General features: G+C 71.9%; 18 protein-coding genes. 10 read left to right on the forward strand and 8 right to left on the reverse strand.

What is annotated here, in order from left to right:
* Positions 1–47: 47 nt before the first annotated feature.
* On the forward strand, positions 48–1,337 hold the full coding sequence (locus RM479_RS09840; RefSeq protein ID WP_311511416.1) for a thymidine phosphorylase: 1,290 nt from the start codon (positions 48–50) through the stop codon (positions 1,335–1,337).
* Positions 1,338–1,404: 67 nt separating this feature from the next.
* Here the strand turns inward: RM479_RS09840 and RM479_RS09845 are convergent, their stop codons facing one another.
* The 5 genes from RM479_RS09845 to RM479_RS09865 all read right to left on the reverse strand — a co-directional run bounded on the left by RM479_RS09845 (position 1,405) and on the right by RM479_RS09865 (position 4,845).
* Complete coding sequence (locus RM479_RS09845) at positions 1,405–1,656, reverse strand: DUF397 domain-containing protein (protein WP_311511417.1); 252 nt, start codon at positions 1,654–1,656, stop codon at positions 1,405–1,407.
* Positions 1,653–2,504, reverse strand: a complete 852-nt coding sequence (locus RM479_RS09850; RefSeq protein ID WP_311511418.1) for a helix-turn-helix domain-containing protein — start codon at positions 2,502–2,504, stop codon at positions 1,653–1,655. Before RM479_RS09850 ends, RM479_RS09845 begins: the two co-directional genes overlap by 4 nt.
* A 1,119-nt stretch (positions 2,505–3,623) precedes the next feature.
* Positions 3,624–3,962: a transposase family protein gene (locus RM479_RS09855; RefSeq protein WP_311511419.1), complete on the reverse strand. Its 339-nt coding sequence runs from the start codon at positions 3,960–3,962 to the stop codon at positions 3,624–3,626.
* On the reverse strand, positions 3,963–4,271 hold the full coding sequence (locus tag RM479_RS09860) for a helix-turn-helix domain-containing protein (RefSeq protein ID WP_311511420.1): 309 nt from the start codon (positions 4,269–4,271) through the stop codon (positions 3,963–3,965).
* 100 nt (positions 4,272–4,371) lie between these two features.
* Entirely contained in the window at positions 4,372–4,845 is a 474-nt protein-coding gene (locus RM479_RS09865; RefSeq protein ID WP_311511421.1) for a hypothetical protein, read from the reverse strand.
* Positions 4,846–4,974: 129 nt separating this feature from the next.
* Here RM479_RS09865 and RM479_RS09870 point away from each other — a divergent pair, with 129 nt between their 5' ends.
* From RM479_RS09870 to RM479_RS09895, 6 genes are all read left to right on the forward strand, one after another.
* Positions 4,975–6,741: an acyclic terpene utilization AtuA family protein gene (locus RM479_RS09870; protein WP_397221772.1), complete on the forward strand. Its 1,767-nt coding sequence runs from the start codon at positions 4,975–4,977 to the stop codon at positions 6,739–6,741.
* A complete protein-coding gene (locus RM479_RS09875) occupies positions 6,738–8,333 on the forward strand; it encodes an acyl-CoA carboxylase subunit beta (RefSeq protein WP_311511423.1) in 1,596 nt (531 codons plus the stop codon). The genes RM479_RS09870 and RM479_RS09875 overlap by 4 nt, the downstream gene beginning before the upstream one ends.
* On the forward strand, positions 8,330–10,378 hold the full coding sequence (locus tag RM479_RS09880) for an ATP-binding protein (RefSeq protein ID WP_397221775.1): 2,049 nt from the start codon (positions 8,330–8,332) through the stop codon (positions 10,376–10,378). Before RM479_RS09875 ends, RM479_RS09880 begins: the two co-directional genes overlap by 4 nt.
* On the forward strand, positions 10,375–11,550 hold the full coding sequence (locus RM479_RS09885; RefSeq protein WP_311511425.1) for an acyl-CoA dehydrogenase family protein: 1,176 nt from the start codon (positions 10,375–10,377) through the stop codon (positions 11,548–11,550). Before RM479_RS09880 ends, RM479_RS09885 begins: the two co-directional genes overlap by 4 nt.
* Before the next feature lie 62 nt (positions 11,551–11,612).
* Entirely contained in the window at positions 11,613–12,218 is a 606-nt protein-coding gene (locus tag RM479_RS09890) for a TetR/AcrR family transcriptional regulator (RefSeq protein WP_311511426.1), read from the forward strand.
* Positions 12,219–12,349: 131 nt separating this feature from the next.
* Positions 12,350–12,901: a hypothetical protein gene (locus RM479_RS09895; RefSeq protein ID WP_274811889.1), complete on the forward strand. Its 552-nt coding sequence runs from the start codon at positions 12,350–12,352 to the stop codon at positions 12,899–12,901.
* Between the two features lie 4 nt (positions 12,902–12,905).
* Here RM479_RS09895 and RM479_RS09900 read toward each other — a convergent pair whose 3' ends face one another.
* Entirely contained in the window at positions 12,906–14,234 is a 1,329-nt protein-coding gene (locus RM479_RS09900) for a GH1 family beta-glucosidase (RefSeq protein WP_311511427.1), read from the reverse strand.
* 87 nt (positions 14,235–14,321) lie between these two features.
* Complete coding sequence (locus RM479_RS09905) at positions 14,322–15,566, reverse strand: MFS transporter (protein ID WP_311511428.1); 1,245 nt, start codon at positions 15,564–15,566, stop codon at positions 14,322–14,324.
* Positions 15,567–15,786: 220 nt separating this feature from the next.
* Between RM479_RS09905 and RM479_RS09910 the strand changes: the two genes are divergently transcribed.
* From RM479_RS09910 to RM479_RS09920, 3 genes are all read left to right on the forward strand, one after another.
* Complete coding sequence (locus RM479_RS09910) at positions 15,787–16,746, forward strand: VOC family protein (protein ID WP_311511429.1); 960 nt, start codon at positions 15,787–15,789, stop codon at positions 16,744–16,746.
* A 340-nt stretch (positions 16,747–17,086) separates the two neighbouring features.
* Positions 17,087–18,193 carry an ATP-binding cassette domain-containing protein gene (locus tag RM479_RS09915; RefSeq protein ID WP_397221845.1) on the forward strand — a complete coding sequence of 369 codons (1,107 nt, stop codon included), beginning with the start codon at positions 17,087–17,089 and terminating at the stop codon, positions 18,191–18,193.
* Between the two features lie 331 nt (positions 18,194–18,524).
* Positions 18,525–19,355 carry an ABC transporter permease gene (locus RM479_RS09920; RefSeq protein ID WP_311511431.1) on the forward strand — a complete coding sequence of 277 codons (831 nt, stop codon included), beginning with the start codon at positions 18,525–18,527 and terminating at the stop codon, positions 19,353–19,355.
* Between the two features lie 357 nt (positions 19,356–19,712).
* Here RM479_RS09920 and RM479_RS09925 read toward each other — a convergent pair whose 3' ends face one another.
* Positions 19,713–20,348, reverse strand: coding sequence for a PadR family transcriptional regulator (locus RM479_RS09925; RefSeq protein ID WP_311511432.1), 636 nt, complete (start codon positions 20,346–20,348; stop codon positions 19,713–19,715).
* Between the last annotated feature and the right edge of the window lies 1 nt (position 20,349).

Here is a 20,349-nt window from a genome sequence, read left to right on the forward strand (position 1 = left end):
GGCGACGACCGGGGAGACCCTTTTTCCGCCGGTGGAAGGACCCTGACATGGACGTCATCGAGATCATCCGCGCCAAACGCGACGGGGGAGAGCTCACCCCGGAGCAGATCGACTGGGTGATCCACGCCTACACACGCGGCGACGTCGCCGAGGAACAGATGTCGGCGCTGGCCATGGCGATCTTCCTGCGCGGCATGAACCGCGCCGAGGTGGCCCGCTGGACCGAGGCGATGCTCGCCTCCGGTGTCCGGCTCGACTTCTCCGACCTGGACCGGCCCACCACCGACAAGCACTCGACCGGCGGGGTGGGCGACAAGATCACCCTGCCGCTCACCCCCACCGTGGCCGCCTGCGGCGCGGCGGTGCCCCAGCTGTCCGGTCGGGGGCTGGGCCACACCGGCGGCACCCTGGACAAACTGGAGTCCATCCCCGGGTGGCAGGCGTCGCTGAGCACCGACGAGATGCGCGCGGTGCTCTCCGAGACGGGCGGTGTCATCTGCGCGGCCGGTGAGGGGCTGGCCCCGGCCGACCGCAAGCTGTACGCGCTGCGCGACGTCACCGGTACCGTGGAGTCGATCCCGCTGATCTCCGCCTCCATCATGAGCAAGAAGCTGGCCGAGGGCACCGGTGCCCTGGTGCTGGACGTCAAGGCGGGCTCGGGGGCGTTCATGAAGGACGTCGCCTCCGCGCGCGAGCTGGCCCGCACCATGGTGGACATCGGCACCGACCACGGTGTGCGCACGGTCGCCCTCATCACCGACATGTCCGTGCCGCTCGGACGGCAGGTCGGCAACGCCCTGGAGGTCGCCGAGTCCGTGGAGGTGCTCTCCGGCGGCGGCCCGGCCGACGTGGTGGAGCTGACCGTCGCCCTGGCCCGGGAGATGCTCACCGCCGCCGGGCTCACCCCGGGCGAGAACGGCGTCAAGGACCCGGCCGAGGCACTCCGGGACGGCAGCGCGCTGGAGGCGTGGAAGCGGCTGATCCGCGCCCAGGGCGGCGACCCGGACGCGCCGCTGCCGCAGGCCGCCGAACGCCGGACGGTGCTCGCGCCGACCTCGGGCGTGCTCACCCGACTGGACGCCTACCAGGTCGGCCTGGCCGCCTGGCGCCTGGGCGCCGGCCGGGCCCGCAAGGAGGACGCGGTGTCCTTCGGCGCGGGCGTGACCCTGCACGCCAAGCCGGGGGAGACGGTCAAGGCGGGCGAACCGCTGTTCACCCTGCACGCCGACGAACCCGAGCGGTTCGAGCGCGGCGCGGACGCCCTGGAGGGCGCCTTCGACATCGACCCGGACGGCGTCTTCGAGCCGGGACCGATCGTCATCGACCGCATCGCCTGAGCCCGACACCCGTGGGGGGGGCCCCCGGGCCCCCGGGGGCCGCCCCACAGGCGTTGTGCGCTGAACGTCAGCGAGCGCTGCGGAGCAGGGCCGCCCACTCGGAGGAGGGGAAGGAGAGGTGGCCGAGTTCGCGCCGGGAGGAGTCGCGGACAGCGAACTTCTGGGACTTGTTGAGGAAGGGACCTGCCTCGACGCGCTGTACATCGCTGTCGGAACCGTAGCTGTTGATGTGCCAACCGATCTCGACACAGTTGCCACCAGTGCTGGTGCTGTAGCTGCTGGTGCGCCAACCTGTGACGGTCGACGTGTCCCGGTTCATCGCAACTCCTGTTCGACCTTGCGCAGGAACTCACGAGATGCTTCCGCGTCAAGACTCCCTTGGTGCAGGCGATCGTATCGGTCCGCCAACTCATGGGCGCTCGCTGCTTCAGCGAAGAGCGCTCCTGCCGGGCTGTCCACGTGGGCTACGACCGGAAAGGGCTCGGGCATCAGAATGATCCTGAATGCACCAGCGCCTCCGCAATGGGCACCAGCCGAGAACGGAAGCACCCTGATGTCCACATTCTCGTGCTGGCTGGAGGCGACCAGGTGCTTGATCTGCTCTGACATGACCGAGCTGTCCCCGGCGGGTCTGCGGAGAACGGCTTCGTCGAGGACGACCGAGATTCTGAAGTCCTTTTGCCTGAGGGTGTGCTGACGATTGACGCGCAAGTCGACCCAGCGTTTGATCTGCTGTTTTGGAGCCCTGGGGTCGTCTGCCCGAATGATGGACTCCGCATAACGGGGAGTCTGAAGCAGGCCGGGGACGGCGAGCACGCCGAACTCGCGTAGTTCTTCGGAGCGTTCCTCAAGCCACAGCCAGTCGATCATCCATCCATCGACGTCTTTGGTGTGTTTGGCCCACCAACCGGTCTTGGAAACCTCGTCCACCATGTGCAAGGTGGCCTGGCGTTGGGGTTCCTCTTCCACACCGAACAGGTCCATCAGCGCTATGACGTCGTCCTTGCGCGGTGGATGGATGCCCGCCTCAAAGCGGCTCACGGAGGACTGGTCCCGTCCGAGGTACTCCCCGACCTCCTGCAAGGTCATGCCGTTGCGCAGTCGCAGTTCCTTGAAGGTCTTCCCGATCCACTGGGCTCGGAGGGTGACCTGTCTCTTCGTCGCCACAGTTGCCTCACAGAAAGCGCGCGCATATTTGGTTCGATGATGCCCGACAGGGCATCTACTGACCCTGCCCGGCGCGTCGTGGGTGACCGGGCAGGGCCGGGTCACCCACGGTCTCCCGCTTCTTCAACGCCCTGTCTGATCAGCGCCCGCGTGGTTCTGGCCCCGCGATTTCAGGGCGGCCCGGGCCGGCGGTCTTGCATCGGGCTCCGTAGCGGCACCGTGCCCGCTCGGCCTCGGCTGCGTCCCGGGCGGTGAAGTCCGCGGCATGGCGGGTGCGGATGATGGCGGAGTCCCTCGTGGCTTGGCCCAGGTCGATGCCGCCGTGGGTGGCGCGGCCTGGGCGGTCAATTCCGTCCATGAGCTTGCGGAAGGGGCCGTGGTGGGTCACAGGTGGAACCGGTCGTAGGCCGTCGGCTAGGGGCCTCGGCGCTCGGGGGTTGGTCTGTGGGTGCCCAGGAGCGAGCGCGGTTCGCGATCTAATCGTCGTCACTGCGACCCTGGCCGCCTCCGTTCCCATCACCATCGGTGAGGCCTCGACCACCGCGGGCGTCGCCATCGCTTCGTCCGGTGCGTGGCGGCCGTACGCTCTCGCCATTGCCAGGGGCCGAGCTCTTCGTGCCGGACAGGCCCCTGATGGCGCAGACGATGATCGTCAGACCGATGAGTCCGACGAGCCCGATGAGTAGTCCGCGGAACTGCACAGTGATTCTCCTCTGCTATGTCGTCCTCTTGGCGCACCAATGGAAAACCAGCTGCGTTCGCTTTTCCAGGGGGAGGGACCGAACGGTTCTCGCCAGAGCGTTCCAACTGGAAGTATGGAGCAAGGGGATGAGTGCCTTCACGCACCGAGGGGCCTTCGGAGTGGTGCTGAGACGAACCGACGGCCCGACTCAGCTCGACCTGTGGGCATGGTAATAGCGCTCTATGTCCTCAGGCTTGTGCGTCCGTTCCTCTGCGCTCCCCACCAACAGCAGAAAACCCTGGCCGAGGGGGTGCCGGCGAATGGTGAAAGGTCCGTCCCCGTTTTGGGACCACACTGTAGATCCGATGCCCACCTTGGTCCCTTCCTTCGTCTTCAATGCCATAGGTCAGTGAATAGCACGAGAGTCGGGCGTACGGCTAGACGCGGAGCTTGGCGTGTCCGGAGTTGGCGTCTTTCTTCCACTGCGGCTTGCCCCGGCCCTTGAACGGGCAGAACACCACGTCCGAGAGCCCCACGTACCCTTTGTCGCCCAGGCCGAGCAGACCCGAGGAGGCGATGCGCTCGCCGATCTTCCACACCCGGGCGGCCCGGGTGTCGTGCACCGAGCCGGGCAGCGACCACGAAATCCACAGGGGTTCGCCGTCCGGGGCCGCGACGACCTGGATGTTCATGCCGTGCTGCTTGTGCTTGCCCGAGGAGAAGGGCCGGTCGGCCGCGACGCGGTCGCAGGCGATGAGGGTGCCGTCCGCGATCACCTACCCCCAGCCCTGACGGCGTGCGCGGCGTAGTCCCTGCTCCAGGGTGGGTGCCTGCTCGGCGAGCAGGCGGGTGGTCTCGCGCACGTACCGCCAGGCGGTGGCGGTGCCGACCTCGAAACCGGCCGCGACCCGGATGAGAGGCTCTCCTTTGCGCAGGTGGACCAGGACGAGCAGGGCCTGCTGTGCCGGGTCAAGTCGCCGCCATCGGGAGCCGGTCTTCCTGCGGTGGGCGCGGATGGTGAGGGCGGCGCCGACGCAGGCGCCGATGAGGAGCCGTGGACGGCGCACCAGAGAGGGGGATGCCAAGGGGTGTTCTCCGGGACACGGGAGGAGGCTGCCGTTATGTGGCTTATGCCTTGCTTGTCAGGGTTTGCGCATCCTGGCAGCCCCGACCCCGGAGAACCCGTCAGATCCGCCCCGCCGCGATGACGTAGGTGACGATGGCCAGGACGACGAACAGCGCGCCGGTCAGCACCGTCGCCGAGGCGAGCCGGCGGGCCCCGTTCGTCGCCCGACCCATGATCAGGGACAGCGAGCCCGACAGTACGGCCAGCACACTGAGGCCGCCGGCGACCACGAGGTCGGCGTTGACGACCACGGCCTGGCGGGGGTCCTCCAGGGTCAGGTCGGTGAGGGCGAACCAGCCGAACAGCTCGAACAGGCGACCGGTGGCGACCACCGGGAGGATCAGCAGCAGACCCGTCAGGGCGAAGGTCTCGGCGGAGAGCACTCTCGGGCTGCTCTCGGGGCGGACGCCGGCCAGGAAGGCGTCGGGGCCCGGCGGGGTGTCCTCGGCGGTGGTGCCGTCCTCGGTGGTGGTCTCCTCGGCCGGGGTGGCGGTGGAGTCGTCGGCTGGGGTGGTGTTCTCGGAGGTGCTCACCCGGACAAAATATCCGGCCCCTCCCCGGTTCTCCGAGGGTGGTAACCCACGCTCCGTGGCCACTTTCGGCCATATCGTAATGAAAGGGGCGGTTCGCAGAAAAACAATCACGACTGCTTGTTCTTTCCTGTGCCCGATGTCACTCTCGTGGTCATGACCGATACGCCCTCGCTGTGGGTCGGCAACGCCTCCGGTTTCTACGGAGACCGCCTCTGCGCCGTCCACGAGATGCTCACCGACGGACCGGTCGACGTCCTCACCGGTGACTACCTGGCCGAACTCACCATGGCCATCCTCGGTCGCGACCAGCTCGCCGACCCCTCCCGCGGTTACGCCAAGACCTTCCTGCGGCAGATGCGCGACAGTCTCGGCCTCATCATGGAGCGCCGGGTCAAGGTCGTCACCAACGCCGGTGGCCTCAACCCCCGGGGGCTGGCCGACCGACTCACCGAACTCGCCGAATCCCTCGGCTTCGACCCCCGCATCGCCTGCGTCACCGGCGACGACCTCCTTCACCGCGCCGAGGAACTGGGGCTGGACGGACCCCTCACCGCCAACGCCTACCTCGGCGCCTTCGGCATCGCCGCCTGTCTCGACGCCGGCGCCGACATCGTCGTCACCGGCAGGGTCACCGACGCCTCCCTCGCCGTCGGCCCCGCCATCTCCCACTTCGGCTGGACCCGCGACGACCTCGACGCCCTGGCCGGGGCCACCGTCGCCGGACACGTCATCGAATGCGGCGCCCAGGCCACCGGCGGCAACTACGCGCTCCTGGACGACCTGGTCCGCGACGGACACGACCCGACCCGACCCGGTTTCCCCATCGCCGAGATCCACGCCGACGGCGGCGCGGTCATCACCAAGCACCCCGGCACCGGCGGCGCCGTCACCGTCGGCACCGTCACCGCCCAACTGGTCTACGAGATCGCCGGCGCCCGCTACCCCGGCCCCGACGTCACCACCCGCCTGGACACGGTCCGCCTGGTCCAGGAGGGCCCCGACCGGGTGCGCCTGTCCGGCACGCGGGGCGAGGCGCCGCCGCCCGACCTCAAGGTCGGCCTCACCGGTCTCACCGGCTTCCGCAACGACGTCGAGTTCCTCATCACCGGCCTGGACGCCGAGACCAAGGCGGCCCTGGCCGAACGCCAACTGCGCGCCGCACTGGCCCGTCGCCGCCCCGAGGAACTGCGCTTCGAGTTCGTCCCCGCCGAGGACCCCCACGGGGACACCCAGGACAAGGCCACCGCCCGCCTGCGCGTCACCGCCCGCGATCACGAGCCCACCGTCATCGGGCGTCCCTTCGGCGCCGCCGCCGTCGAGCTCGCGCTGTCGGGCTACGCGGGGTTCCACCTCACCGCCCCGCCGCGCGACGCCCGCCCCGACGGGGTGGCCGCGACCCACGCCCTCGTACCCGCCTCCGAGGTCGAACACCTCGCGATCCTCCCCGACGGGGACCGGCTGACCATCGCCCCCGCCGAGGTCACACGACCCCTGGTGGAGGTCCCCGAACCCGCGCCGCCCGCGCCCCCGCCCGCAGGGCCGGTACGCGAAGCCCCGCTGGGACTGATCCTGGGCGCCCGCAGCGGCGACAAGGGCGCCGACGCCAACCTGGGGGTCTGGGCCCGCGATCAGAGCGAGGACGCCTGGCGGTGGATCGCCCACCACCTCACCGTCGACCTCCTGCGCGAACTGCTGCCCGAGACCGCCGACCTCAAGGTCACCCGCCACCTGCTGCCCGAACTGCGCGCCGCCAACTTCTGGATCGAGGGCATGCTCGCCCCCGGCACCGCGCGCCGCGAAGGGCTCGACCCCCAGGCCAAGGGGCTGGGCGAATGGTTGCGGGCCCGCCGGGTCCCCCTGCCCGTCACCCTGCTGCCCGAGGAGGCCCGCCCGTGACCGTACTGAGCAGCCGGATCGACACCGCCTCCGCCGAGTTCGCCCAAGCCCGGGAGAGCATGCTCGCCGCCCTGGGCGAGATCGACGCCGAACACGCCAAGGCCCTGGCCGGTGGTGGCGGCGAGTACGTCGAGCGACACCGCTCCCGGGGCGGGCTCACCGCCCGCGAACGCGTCGAACTCCTCCTCGACGAGGGCTCCCCCTTCCTCGAACTGTCCCCCCTGGCCGGCTGGGGCAGTGAGTACACCGTCGGCGCGAGCCTCATCACCGGCGTGGGCGTGGTCTCCGGCGTCGAATGCGTCATCGTCGCCAACGACCCCACCGTGCGCGGCGGGGCCAGCAACCCCTGGACGCTGAAGAAGTCCCAGCGGGCCGGGGAGATCGCCGCGCAGAACCGCATGCCGATGATCAGCCTCGTCGAGTCCGGCGGCGCGGACCTGCCCTCCCAGAAGGAGATCTTCATCCCCGGCGGGCGCACCTTCCGCGACCTCACCCGCCTGTCCGCCGACGGCATCCCCACCATCGCGCTCGTGTTCGGCAACTCCACCGCGGGCGGCGCCTACATCCCCGGCATGAGCGACCACGTCGTCATGGTCCGCGACCGCGCCAAGGTGTTCCTCGGTGGACCGCCCCTGGTCAAGGCCGCCACCGGCGAGGAGAGCGACGACGAGTCCCTGGGCGGGGCCCGCATGCACGCGGAGGTCTCCGGCCTGGCCGACCACCTCGCCGAGGACGAGCACGACGCCCTGCGCATCGGCCGCCGCATCGTCGCCCGGCTCGGCCACCGCAAGGCCGGGCCGCCGCCCGCCGCCGCCCGCGAGCCCCTCCACCCGGGCGAGGAACTCATCGGCGTCATGCCGCCCGACCTGAAGATCCCCGTCGACCCCCGCGAGATCATCGCCCGCGTCGTCGACGGCTCGGAGTTCGACGAGTTCAAGCCCTCCTACGGCACCGGACTCGTCACCGGCTGGGCCGACCTGCACGGATACCCCGTCGGCGTGCTCGCCAACGACCACGGGGTGCTGTTCGGCGCCGAGGCGCACAAGGCCACCCAGTTCATCCAGCTCGCCAACCGCGCCGACACCCCCCTGATCTTCCTGCACAACACCACCGGCTACATGGTCGGCCGCGAGTACGAACAGAGCGGCATCATCAAGCACGGCTCGATGATGATCAACGCCGTCTCCAACAGCACGGTCCCCCACTTCTCGGTGCTCGTCGGCGCCTCCTACGGGGCCGGCCACTACGGCATGTGCGGCCGTGCCTACGATCCCCGGTTCCTGTTCGCCTGGCCCAGCGCCCGCTCCGCCGTCATGGGCCCGAAGCAGCTCGCCGAGGTGCTCTCCATCGTCGCCCGGCAGTCCGCGGCCCGGAAGGGGCGGCCCTACGACGAGGAACAGGACACCCTTGTCCGGCAGATGGTCGAAGACCGGATCGAGGCCGAGTCCCTGCCCCTGTTCCTGTCCGGACGGGTCTACGACGACGGCGTCATCGACCCCCGCGACACCCGCACCGTCCTGGGACTGTGCCTGTCCTTCGCCCACAACGCCCCGGTGCGCGGCACCGACCGTTTCGGCGTCTTCCGAATGTGAGGGCACCCGTGAACACCCCACCCGTGACCACCCTCCTCGTCGCCAACCGCGGCGAGATCGCCCGCCGCGTCATCCACACCTGCCGTGCCCTGGGCATCGGCACCGTCGCCGTGCACGCCCCCCGTGAGGAGACGGCCCCGCACGTCGTCGAGGCCGACACCGCCGTCCCCCTGCCCGTCCCCCCGGGAGGCGGACCCGTGGACGCCTACCTCGACCCCGCCGCGATCGTCGCCGCCGCCCGCGCCGCCGGTGCCGACGCGGTCCACCCCGGCTACGGGTTCCTGTCGGAGAACCCCGCCCTGGCCCGCGCCGTCGTCGAGGCCGGACTGACCTGGGTGGGACCCTCCGCCGACGCCATCGAACGGATGGGCGCCAAGACCCGCGCCAAGGAGATCGCCCGCGCCGCCGGAGTGCCCGTCGCCGACGCCCTGAACCCCGAGGACGTGCGCGTCGAGGACCTGCCCGTCCTGGTCAAGGCCTCCGCCGGAGGCGGCGGCCGGGGCATGCGCGTGGTCCACGACCTCGCCGACCTGCCCGCGGCGGCGGCCGACGCCCGCACCGAGGCCGCGTCCGCGTTCGGCGACCCCACCGTGTTCTGCGAGCCGTACGTGGAACGCGGTCGCCACATCGAGGTGCAGATCCTCGCCGACGCCCACGGCACCGTGTGGGCCCTCGGCGAACGCGACTGCTCGGCGCAACGCCGCCACCAGAAGGTCATCGAGGAGACCCCCGCCCCCGGCCTGCCCGGGGACCTGCGCCGCGACCTCCACGAGGCGGCCCGACGGATGGCCGCGGCCATCGGCTACGTCGGCGCGGGCACCGCCGAGTTCCTCGTCCCCGTCCACCCGCCCGCCGAGGACGACCCCACCGCCTTCGGGGTCCCCGTCTTCCTGGAGATGAACACCCGACTCCAGGTCGAGCACCCCGTCACCGAATGCGTCACCGGACTCGACCTGGTCGAATGGCAGATCCGCGTCGCCGAGGGGGACCGGCTGCCCGCCGCGGACCCGCCCCCGCCCGTCGGCCACGCCGTCGAGGCCCGCCTGTACGCCGAGGACCCGCGCGGCGGCTGGCGGCCCCGCACCGGTGTGCTCACCGCCTTCGACGTCCCCGCCGCCACCGCCCGCTTCGCCCCTCCCACCGGGTTCGGAGTGCGCCTGGACGCCGGAGTCGAGGCCGGGGACGAGGTCGGCACCGACTTCGATCCCCTGCTCGCCAAGGTCGTCGCGCACGGCCGCGACCGCCGCGACGCCCTGCGCCGGCTGGCCGCCGCCCTCACCGGGGCCCGCCTGCACGGCGTGGGCACCAACCGCGACCTGCTCGTGCGCACCCTGCGTCACCCCGGATTCGTCGACGCCGCAGACCGGCCCTGGGACCTGCACACCGGGTTCCTCACCGGCGACCGCCTCACCGCGCTCGCCGCCCCCCTGGCCGCCCCCGACACCGAGGAACTCGCCGCCCTGGCGGCAGCCCTGGCCTCCGCCGAGGCCGCCCGGACCGGAACGGCCGTTCCGCCGGGGATCCCCGCGCACTGGCGCAACCTCCCCTCCGGGCCGCACGTGCGCCGCTACACCACCGACGACGGGCGTGAGATCTCCGCGTCCCACCGCACCGTGCGCGGCGCGCCCCTCCCCGAGCGACCCGGCACCCGCGTCCGGTCGGTCGCCGCGGACCGGGTCGTCCTGGAGGTCGACGGACTGCGCCGCGCCCACACCGTCCACTTCGCCGGCGGCCGGGTCCACATCGACACACCGAACGGATCCGTCGCCCTCACCCCCGTCGACCCCCTGCCCGCACCCGAGGTCGCGGTCGACCCCGGCGCGCTGCCCGCGCCCATGCCGGGCACCGTCACCTCCGTCGACGTCACCGTGGGGGAGAAGGTCCGCGCGGGCCAGACCCTCCTGCGGATGGAGGCCATGAAGATGGAGCACCGCATCACCGCACCCGCCGCCGGTGCCGTCCGGGAGATCCCGGTCGCGGCGGGCCGGCGCGTGTCCGCCGGAACACCCCTCGCCGTACTCGACTACGAAGGGCGGAGCAGTTGACGACCGGGGCCACGACCTTCAACGAATCCGACGAGCGCGGAGCACTGCGCGCCGCGGTCTCCGCGTTCGCGCGCGACTACGGATCCGCCTACTACAGGGCCAAGGCGAAGGAGGGCGCCTACCTCACCGAGCTGTGGCGGGAGGCCGGGAGGCTCGGCTACCTCGGGGTCAACCTCCCCGAGGAGCACGGCGGCGGCGGAGGAGGCATCGGCGACCTGGCCGCCGTCCTGGAGGAGTTCGGCGCCGCCGGCTGTCCCACCCTCATGATGGTCGTCTCCCCGGCCATCTGCGGCACCGTCCTGTCCCGGTTCGGCACCCCCGCGCAGCAGAAGCGATGGCTGCCCGGACTGGCCACCGGCGAGACCATCATGGCCTTCGCCATCACCGAACCCGACGCCGGGTCCAACTCCCACCGCATCACCACCACCGGCCGCCGTGACGGGGACCACTGGGTCCTCGACGGCCGCAAGACCTTCATCTCCGGGGTGGACGTCGCCGACGCCGTCCTGGTGGTGGGCCGCGTCCAGGACCAGGACACCGGCCGACTGTCCGCGGCCCTGTTCATCGTGCCCACCGACACCCCCGGGTTCGAGGCGCGGCGCATCGAGATGGACCTGCTCAGCCCCGACCACCAGTACCAGCTCTTCCTGGACGACGTCCGCCTGCCCGCCGACGCGCTGGTCGGCGACCCCGACGCCGGACTCCTGCAACTCTTCGCCGGACTCAACCCCGAACGCATCATGGCCGCCTCCCTGGCCTCCGGCAGCGCCAGACACGCCCTCGACAAGGCCGTCGCCTACGCCAAGGAGCGCAGGGTCTGGCGGGACACCCCCATCGGAGCCCACCAGGGACTGGCCCACCCCCTCGCCCAGGTCAAGATCGAACTGGAACAGGCCCGGCTGATGACCCAGCACGCCGCGTTCCGTTACGATTCCGGCGACGACGCCGGGGCGGGCGAGGCGGCCAACATGGCCAAGTACGCCGCCGCCGAGGCGTGTGTGCGGGCCGTCGACCAGGCCGTGCAGACCCTCGGCGGCAACGGGCTGGCCGGTGAGTACGGGCTGGGAGCGGCGATCGCGAGCGCCCGCCTGGCCCGGATCGCCCCGGTCAGTCGGGAGATGATCCTCAACTACGTGGCGCAGCAGTCCCTGGGCCTGCCCAGGTCGTACTGATCGGAGCGCGCGGACACCCGGACCCCGGGCGCCCGCGCGGCCACACAGCGAGGGAGCGACGGGTGGGGACCGCAGCGGAGCGCGAACCCAGACAGGAGCGCAGTCGGGCCACCCGGGCCCGGCTGTTGGAGGCGGCCGTGACCCGCCTGGCCGAGAGCGGCGTGGCCGGGGCCACCGTCGGCGCGGTCGCCGAGACCGCCGGGGTCTCCCGGGGTGCCGCGCAGCACCACTTCCCGACCCGCGAGGACCTGTACCTGGCGGTCATGCGGCACGTCCTCGACAGCCGGGGAGAGGAGCTGCGCCGCCGCATCGCCACCGTCCCCGAAGGCCCCGGCCGTACCGAGGCCGTGGTGCAGATGGCCGTGGACGCCTTCACCGGGGAGGACTTCCGCGCCGCCCTCCAGTTGTGGGCCGCCGCCGCCAACGATCCGGCGCTGCGCGAGAGCATCCTTCCCATGGAGGAACGGGTGGGACGCGAGTTGCACCGGGCCGCCGTGGGCCTGCTGGGGGCCGACGAGTCCCGACCCGGGGTGCGCGAGGCCGTCCAGGCCACCCTGGACCTGGCCCGGGGCCTGGGTCTGGCCAACCTGCTCACCGACGACAGCGCACGTCGCCGCCGCATCGTCCGCCAATGGGCCGGGATGCTCGACGCGGTCCTGACCGGATGAGGACGGCGGCCGGAGCCCCGGCCGATGGCGGTCGCCCGCGAACGGTGTCTATGATCGAAAGCCCGACCGCACCGGCCGTGCGAGCGTGACCCCCACAACAGGAGAAGGCGGTGGAACAGGTGGTTCCGGACATGGGCAGGGACATCTCCACCCTGGCCAGGAGAGCGTTGGACGCCTTCGCCGAGAGCGCCGCGCGTCGCAGGGACCGGGACGCGTTGATGGACGACGCCTTCGCCGCCCTGTTCGACCTCTACCGGGCGACGAACCGCGCCGAGCGCCGGTCCCCGGCGGGCCGCGAGTTCATCGCCACCCTGACCGAACTGCTGGTGGGCGGCAACAACCCCGACCGTCTCGGCCTGTACGTCGTGCGCAGTCAGACCGCCGCCGAGAACGGCCGCTACGAGGGCTATCGGCCCGCCTGCTGGCGCCGTTCCATGCTCCAGATCCTCGCCGAGGAGTTCGTGCCCTGGCGTGAGTTCCTGCGCGAGGAGGACCTGGAGGCGGTCGCCCGCATCGACGACGCCCTGGAGGCGGTCGCCGAAACCGCCGTCTCGACCGCCGAGGAGGAGGTCCCCTCCTGGGTGCCCGATTCGCACTGGTGGTGGTGGGAGCCCGCTCGCCGACGCGGCGAGCAGGCCCCCGAACGGTTCGACAGCGGACCCCTGGACGCCGTCACCGAATGAACCCTCAGGGGACGGCGGTGCGGGCGGCGATGATGTCGCGGTAGCGGGCGAAGGAGTCCTTGGGCGTGCGCGTCTGGGTGGCGTGGTCCACGTGCACCAGACCGAAACGCTGGTGGTAGCCCTCCGCCCACTCGAAGTTGTCGGTGAGCGTCCACACGAAGTAACCGCGCACGTCCGCGCCCCGCTCCCGGGCCGCGTCCACGGCGGCGATGTGCCCTTCCAGGTAGGCGATCCGCTCGGGGTCGGTCACCCGGCCGTCCTCGACCTCGTCGCGGCACGAGCACCCGTTCTCCGTGACGTACAACGGCGGCAGCGCGCTCCCGTAGCGGTCCGTCAGCCCCACCAGGGTCTCGGTGAGCCCCTCCGGGACCACCGGCCACCCGAACGCCGTGGTCGGCACCCCCGTGATCTCCCCCAGGGCGAACGGCAGACCGGAGCCCTCCTCGGGGGCCAGGACCAGGCTCGGGTTGTAGTAGTTGACGCCGATGCCGTCCACGCTGCCGCTGATGAGGTCCAGGTCGCCTTCGCGCACCCCCGGCACCTCCGGGACGCCGAACGCCGACAGGTCCGGGTGGGCGCCCGTGAGCACCGGGTCGGTGAACAACCGGTTGTGCAGGGCGTCGTAGGCCGCCCCGGCCGCCAGATCGGCGTCGGTGGCGTGCTCGGGCGCCCGCACGGGGGAGAGGTTGTTGGTCAACAGCGCCTCCAGACCGCGCGAGCGCAGTTCGGCGGCGGCCAGGCCGTGGGCGAGCAGCAGGTGGTGGGCGACCCGCAGCACCTCCGGTACGTCCAGGGTCCGACCCGGGGCGTGGATCCCGAACGCGTGGCCGTAGGCCATGTGGACCACCGGTTCGTTGAGGGTGATCCACCGCCCCACCCGGTCGCCCAGCCGGTCGGCGACGACGGCCGTGTAGTCGGCGAACGCCTTCGAGGTGTCCCGGGCGAGCCACCCGCCCGCGTCCTCCAGCGCCTGGGGCAGGTCCCAGTGGAACAGGGTGGGGAGAGGTGTGATGCCCCGTTCCACCAGGGCGTCCACCAAACGGTCGTAGAAGTCCAGGCCCGCCTTGTTCACCGCCCCCGACCCGCGCGGCACCACCCGGGGCCAGGCGATCGAGAACCGGTAGGCGTTCACGCCCAGGCGATCGAGCAGGTCCACGTCCTCGGACCAGCGGTGATAGTGATCGCAGGCCGCGGCGGGGCTGTGCCCGTCGCGGATCGCCCCGGGGCGGGCGGCGAAGACGTCCCATACGGACGGGGCGCGACCGTCCTCGGACAGGGCGCCCTCCACCTGGAACGCGGCCGAGGCCGTACCCCACAGGAACGGTGACGACATACGGATCCCTTCGTGCACGTGTCGTGCCCTCCCGGGGCGGGAGGGCGTCTTCTCGGGTGGGAGCGGGTGGGAGCGGGTGGGAGCGGGTCAGGCCACACCCCTGATGCGCCACACCAGGAGGGCGCCGAGCAGGGTGAGCAGCCCGCAGACGGTGTACAGCACCGGGTAACCGCCCAGGTGCACCACGATGGGGCCGGCCAGGGCGGGGGCGATCACCTGCGGGCCGGCGCTGGCGATGTTGACGATCCCCAGGTCCTTGGCCCGCCCTTCCGCGGCCGGGAGGACCTGGGTGACCAGGGCGTTGTCCACCGACAGGTAGATGCCGAACCCGACACCCAGCACCACCGCCCCCGCGATCAGCATCGGCCACGACGGGAACGCCGCCACCAGGAACGCCGGGATCGCGCACACGATCCCCGACAGGCACACGGGGCCGCGCCGCCGCCCCCACCGGTCGGAGAGCACGCCCGCCAGCACCGTGGTGGCCACGACCGCCCCCGTGTAGACCAGGATCAGCAGCAGGAGACCGTCGGTGGCGGACGAACCGGGGAAGAGGTCCTCGTAACCGATCCCGTCACGCAGGAAGTACAGCAGGTAGAGCGTGAACATCGCGTTGCCGGTCTGCATGAGGAACCGGGTCAGCCAGGCCCAGCCGAAGTCCGGGTGATCGCGCAGGGGGACCCGGAACCCGCGGACGAACTCGCGCCAGGGCGGTCGGGCCTCGTGCGGCAGTGGCGGGTCCGGGGCGGTCAGGGCGAACGGCAGAACGCAGGCGATGAGAAGGACGCCGATGAGCGTGTAGCCGGGGGCGACGCGGGTGACGACCACGGTCACCAGCACCACGGCGATCACCACGCCCGCCGACTGGGGGATGCCGACCCAGCCGGAGACCGCGCCGCGTTGACGGACGGGGACCCGGTCGGGGATGGCCGCCAGCAGGGTCGCGTTGAGCAGTGACAGGGCCGCCTGCACGAACGACCAGCCCACGAGCACGCCGGTGACGGTGTCCTGGCGGCCCAGCACGGTGAGACCGATCCCGCCCAGGACCGCGCCGAGCAGGACCCAGGGGCGGCGGCGTCCCAGCGGGCCGGTGGTGCGATCGGACAGGGCCCCGGCCAGGGGCGTGCCGAGGGTGGCCACGAGCGCGCCGATACCGGTGACCCAGGCCAGGGCGGTCTCCTTGTCCTCCGGGACGATCGCCCCGACCTGCTCGGGGAGGAGTACCTGGAGGGGGCCGAAGAACGCCATCCACATGCCGAGGTTGGCCAGGCTGATCCCGGCCACCCACGGCGCGCCGACGGGGGTGGTGGGCTCGGCGAGTGCCTCGACCATCGGGGTGGGCCGTGACGGGGGATGTTCGGAGGGCGGGGGCGCGGGGGGTGGGCGCACGTGTCACCTGCCTAACGTGAATTGTCTTCATGTTATGTGGGTCACATGCGCGAGCGGAAGACCCGAAGGTGCGGCGGGCCTGACTGATCAATTTTGACCAGATCTCACGAGGAGGATAGCCTCGGATACTGATCAAACTTGATTAATGAAGGCGGAGGTGGCGATGACGTACACCGGAACGCACCACGAGGCCGCCGGTTCGGGGCCGACCGAGGGCGCCGAGGCCGTCCGGGCGTCGGGGCCCCGGTCCGGCCCGAGGACCGACCCGTCGGCCGGAACGGTCGAGTCGGGGGCGCGGGGCGCGGTGGGGCCTTCGGAAGGCGAGGGGCGGGCGGTGGGAGCCGGGACGACCGGCCCGGGAGGCGGGGAGGCCGCGGGTGCCGGAGCCGGCGTGCGGGCGAACGAGACGATGGTGCCGCTGCTGCCGTGCGCGTCGGCGGAGGAGACCCTGGGCTTCTTCCGCTCCCTCGGGTTCGAGGTGACCTACGAGCAGGACCGGCCCTACCTCTACCTCGCCTTCCGGTGGGGCGGTGTCCACCTGCACTACGGCCGGGCGCCCAGGGGATTCGACCCGTCGAGGGAGGACGGGGGCGGCTGCCTGGTCATGGTGGACGACGTGGCGGCCTATCACGCCGTCCTGTCGGCCCGGATGAGGTCGGCCGAGGGTCGGGTTCCGACCAAGGGGGCGCCCCGGATCACCCGCTACCGCTCGGGGGCGAGTCGTTTCACGGTGGTGGACCCCTCGGGCAACTCGATCATCTTCATCCAGCGCGACGAATCCGAGGAGTGGGAGTACGGCGGCTCGGCCGAGCTGGAGGGTCTGGCCCGCGCGCTGGACGGGGCCCGCGTCCTCCGCGACATCAAGCTCGACGACCGGGCCGCGTGGCGTTACCTCCGCTCCGCGCTGCGCCGACACGGGGACGACGCCCCCGCGGTGGAACGGGCGATGGCGCTGGCCGCCCTCATCGAGCTCTCGGTGGCGTTGGACGAGCACGAGCGCCGGGCCGAGTGGACCGAGGCGCTCGAAGCCATCGACCTCACCGTCGAGGAGCGTCGGCGGGTGGAGGGCGAGCTGCGCAACGCCGAGGAACTGGAGCACTGGCTCTCCGGACGATCCCGCTGACGTGTGCCTCCAGGGGGTTCTGACCCCCCGGTGCCCGTCACGGCCGCGTCCGCCGAGGGGGTGCGCGGAGGCCGGTCTCCGCCGGTGTTCCCCGGGGCGGAGACGCGTGTCCGCCGCCGGGTCTGCCCGGGGCGGCGAGTGATGGGTGTGGGTGGCCGGTCTCCGTCGGTGTTTCCGGCGTGCGTGGCTGTCCGCCGGCGAGTCTGGCGGGTGGCGAACGATGAGCGGAGTGGTGTCGTGTCCTGTCGGAAGAATTGACTCATCAAGTTTGACCAATGAGCTTCCGGGGAACGACCCTCCTCCAGTAGTCAAGCTTGATCAATGAGTGGGAGGTGTCATGGTGGAACGGGAGGATCCCGCCGTCCTGGTGGCGGGACTGTGTAAGTCCTACGGGGTGAAGAGGGCGCTGGACGGCCTCGACATGACGGTGGCGCGCGGCACGGTGCACGCCATCCTCGGCCCCAACGGGGCGGGCAAGAGCACGTTGGTGCGGACCCTGGCCACCCTGCTCCGGGTCCAGGAGGGGCGCGTGGAGGTCGACGGGATCGACGTTGCCGCACGTCCACGCGACGTTCGCCGTCGCATCGGCCTGCTGGGGCAGCACGCCGCCCTGGACGAGGAGTTGTCCGGTCGCCAGAACCTCGAACTGTTCGGCCGCCTGCACCACCTGGGCGGCCGTCGTGCGGGCGCCCGCGCCGACGAACTCCTGGAGCGGTTCGGGCTGGGCGACGCCGGTGGCCGACCCGTGTCCGGCTACAGCGGCGGCATGCGGCGCCGGTTGGACCTGGCCGCGTCGCTCATCGTCGACCCCGGGGTGCTGTTCCTCGACGAGCCCACCACCGGCCTGGACCCGCGCGGGCGCACCGAGGTGTGGGAGTCGGTGCACTCCCTGGTCGGCGGTGGCACGACGGTCCTCCTCACCACCCAGTACCTGGAGGAGGCCGATCGGTTGGCCGATCTCATCAGCGTGATCGACGGCGGTCGGGTGATCGCCGAGGGTACGGCCGATCGGCTCAAGACGATGGTCGGCGGCGACCGCCTGGACGTCATCGTCACCGATCCGGCCCGCCTCGCCGAGGCCGCCGAACTGCTGGCGAGGCTCTTCGGCCATCCCCGGGGTGCCGCCTTCGGCCAACTGATCAAATTTGACCATTCGCCGGGGGTCGATACTCGTTCCGGTCGTGTCAGCGTTCCCGTCGCCGATCGGCGCGGCGCCCTGGCCCGTGCCGTCCGCGCCTTGGACGGGGCGGGCATCGAGGCCGACGACCTGGCCCTCCGTCGCCCCACCCTGGACGAGGTCTTCCTCCACCTCACCGGGACCACCGGCACCGATGCCGACGGCGCTGCCGGCGTCCTTCCGGATCCCGACGCCTCGGCGAACTCCGGTACCGGCGCCGCGGGGGATGTCTCCGCCGGCCCGGTGGGCGCTCCTCAGGGCTCCGGGTGACCCCCGGGAGGGCGTTGCGGTCCGTGCCCGTCCGGTCCGTGCCCGTCCGGTCCGTGCCGGCTTGGGCCGTGCCCGTCCGGTCCGTGTCGGCTTGGGCCGTGCCCGTTCGGGCTGTGCCCGCCTGGTCCGTGCCGGCCTGGGGCGGGAGCCGCGCCCGGGGCGGTGGAGCGGGCCCGGACGGACCTCCCGAGACCCTGCGGGGAGGAGCGCGCCCCGGGTCCGGCCGCGGGTCCGCGACCGATGCCCCGTTCGGGCTCGGGCGGGGGAGGAAGGGCGACCACCCGGGCTGGGCCCGGGTCGGCGACGACGATGGGAGAGGGAGATGGCACGGATGACCGATGTACGGGAGGACCGGGCGCACGAGGAAACGTCCGGCGACGCGGCCCGGTGGGTGATCGACTCCTGGACGATGACCCGGCGCGAGTTCGCCCGCTGGGCCCGCAACCCCGCCGGGGTGCTCCTCGCCCTGTTCTTCCCCGTGATGATGTTGGTGATGTTCGCGCTCTTCCTCGGCGGGAGCATGACCGTCGCCGGCGGAGGGGACTACACCGAGTTCCTGGTCCCCGGTCTGCTCGTGCTCACCATGGCCTTCGGCCTGGAGGGCACGATGACGGCGATCACCCGTGACCTGGGACGCGGTGTCCTGGACCGGTTCCGATCCCTGCCCATGGCGCCCACCGCCGTGCTGGTCGGCCGCGGCGTCGCCGATCTGCTCGAATCCGTCGCGGCCCTGCTCATCGTGCTCGCCGTCGGGTTCGCCCTCGGCTGGCGCTGGCACGGCACCCTGAGCGCCGCGCTGGGCGCGGTGGGCCTGCTCCTCCTGTTGCGCGCGGCGATGCTGGCCTGCGGTATCTGGCTCGGACTGGTCGTGGGCCGCCCGGAACTGGTGATGGCGGTGCAGATCCTGGTCTGGCCGGTGGCCTTCACCTCCAGCGCCTTCGCCTCGCCCGAGTCCATGCCCGGATGGCTGGGCGCGGTGGCCGAGTGGAACCCGATGTCGGCCACCGCCACGGCGGTGCGCGACCTGTTCGGGAACCCGGGGGTCGCGGGCACCTCGTGGGCGGCGGAGCACGCCCTGTTCCTGGCGGTGCTGTGGCCGGTCCTGCTGCTCGTGGTCGCCTGCCCGATGGCGGCCGGCCGGTTCCGCTCCCTGTCCCGCTGATCCCGGGCGGCCCTTCCCGGCGCCTCGTTCCCGCGCCGGGAAGGAGGGGCCCTCATGGACTACCGTCCGCGTCCACTCCGGACCCGTTCCGGCGCGCGGAAAGGTGTTCCGGCGATCGGTCTCCGGCTGCGCCGGAGGTCGCACGGGGGCCGTCACGCGGTCCGCTCGCCCCGTGACACCGGGTCGACGCGGGGCGGGGTCCGCCCCGTTCCGGTCGTCCGTGCCGGTGGGCCGTCCCTTCCGGGGAGTCCGGTCTCCGAGGCCGGGGGCGGTCGCCGTCCTGGGCGTCCGTCCCGGTACGCCGCGTTCCCCCGATCGTTCGGTCTCGGAGCTTCGGCGGCCTCGGGCCCGTGGGGCTCAGGATTCGCCGATGCGCCAGGCGGCCATGAGGTCGGGGTGGTCCTCGGCGAACACCTCCGCGAACGGCTCGCCCGCCTCGCCGGCGAACGTGTGGGCGCCCGACTCGATGCGCTCCATGAGCCGTCGCGTCCACAGGGTCTCGGCCTTGGCCATGTGCAGCCACATCTCCATGATCTCCCCGATGTGGCCCATCTGTTCGGCGTGCTCCTCGGGGAGGTAGTGCGTGGAGACCGAGTCCTGCCAGGTCCTGAGGCCCTCCTCCCGCTTGCTCAGCAGGTCGAGCACCTCCTCGCGGGGCAGGTCCGCCATGAAGCCCAGTCCGGCCGAGAGCATGTCCCGGCGTGCGTCGTGCTCGGACAACGACCGTCGCAACAGGGCGAAGTACTCCTCGGCCCCCCGGGGGGTGATCTCGTACTCGGTGCGGGGCGGGCCGCCCACCGTGGAGGGGGCCACGTCGTGCGCGATGAGCAGTCCCTGCTTGGCCATCTGTTTCAGCGCGTGGTAGATCGACCCCGGTTTGGCGTTGGACCACTCGTGCGCGCCCCAGAACTCCAGGTCGTTGCGCACCTGGTAGCCGTGCGCACGCCCGTGCAGGCGGACCACCCCCAGGACCAGCAGCCGAATGGCCGACATG

The organism is Nocardiopsis lambiniae (genome assembly GCF_031845465.1).
GTDB classification, from domain to species: domain Bacteria; phylum Actinomycetota; class Actinomycetes; order Streptosporangiales; family Streptosporangiaceae; genus Nocardiopsis; species Nocardiopsis lambiniae.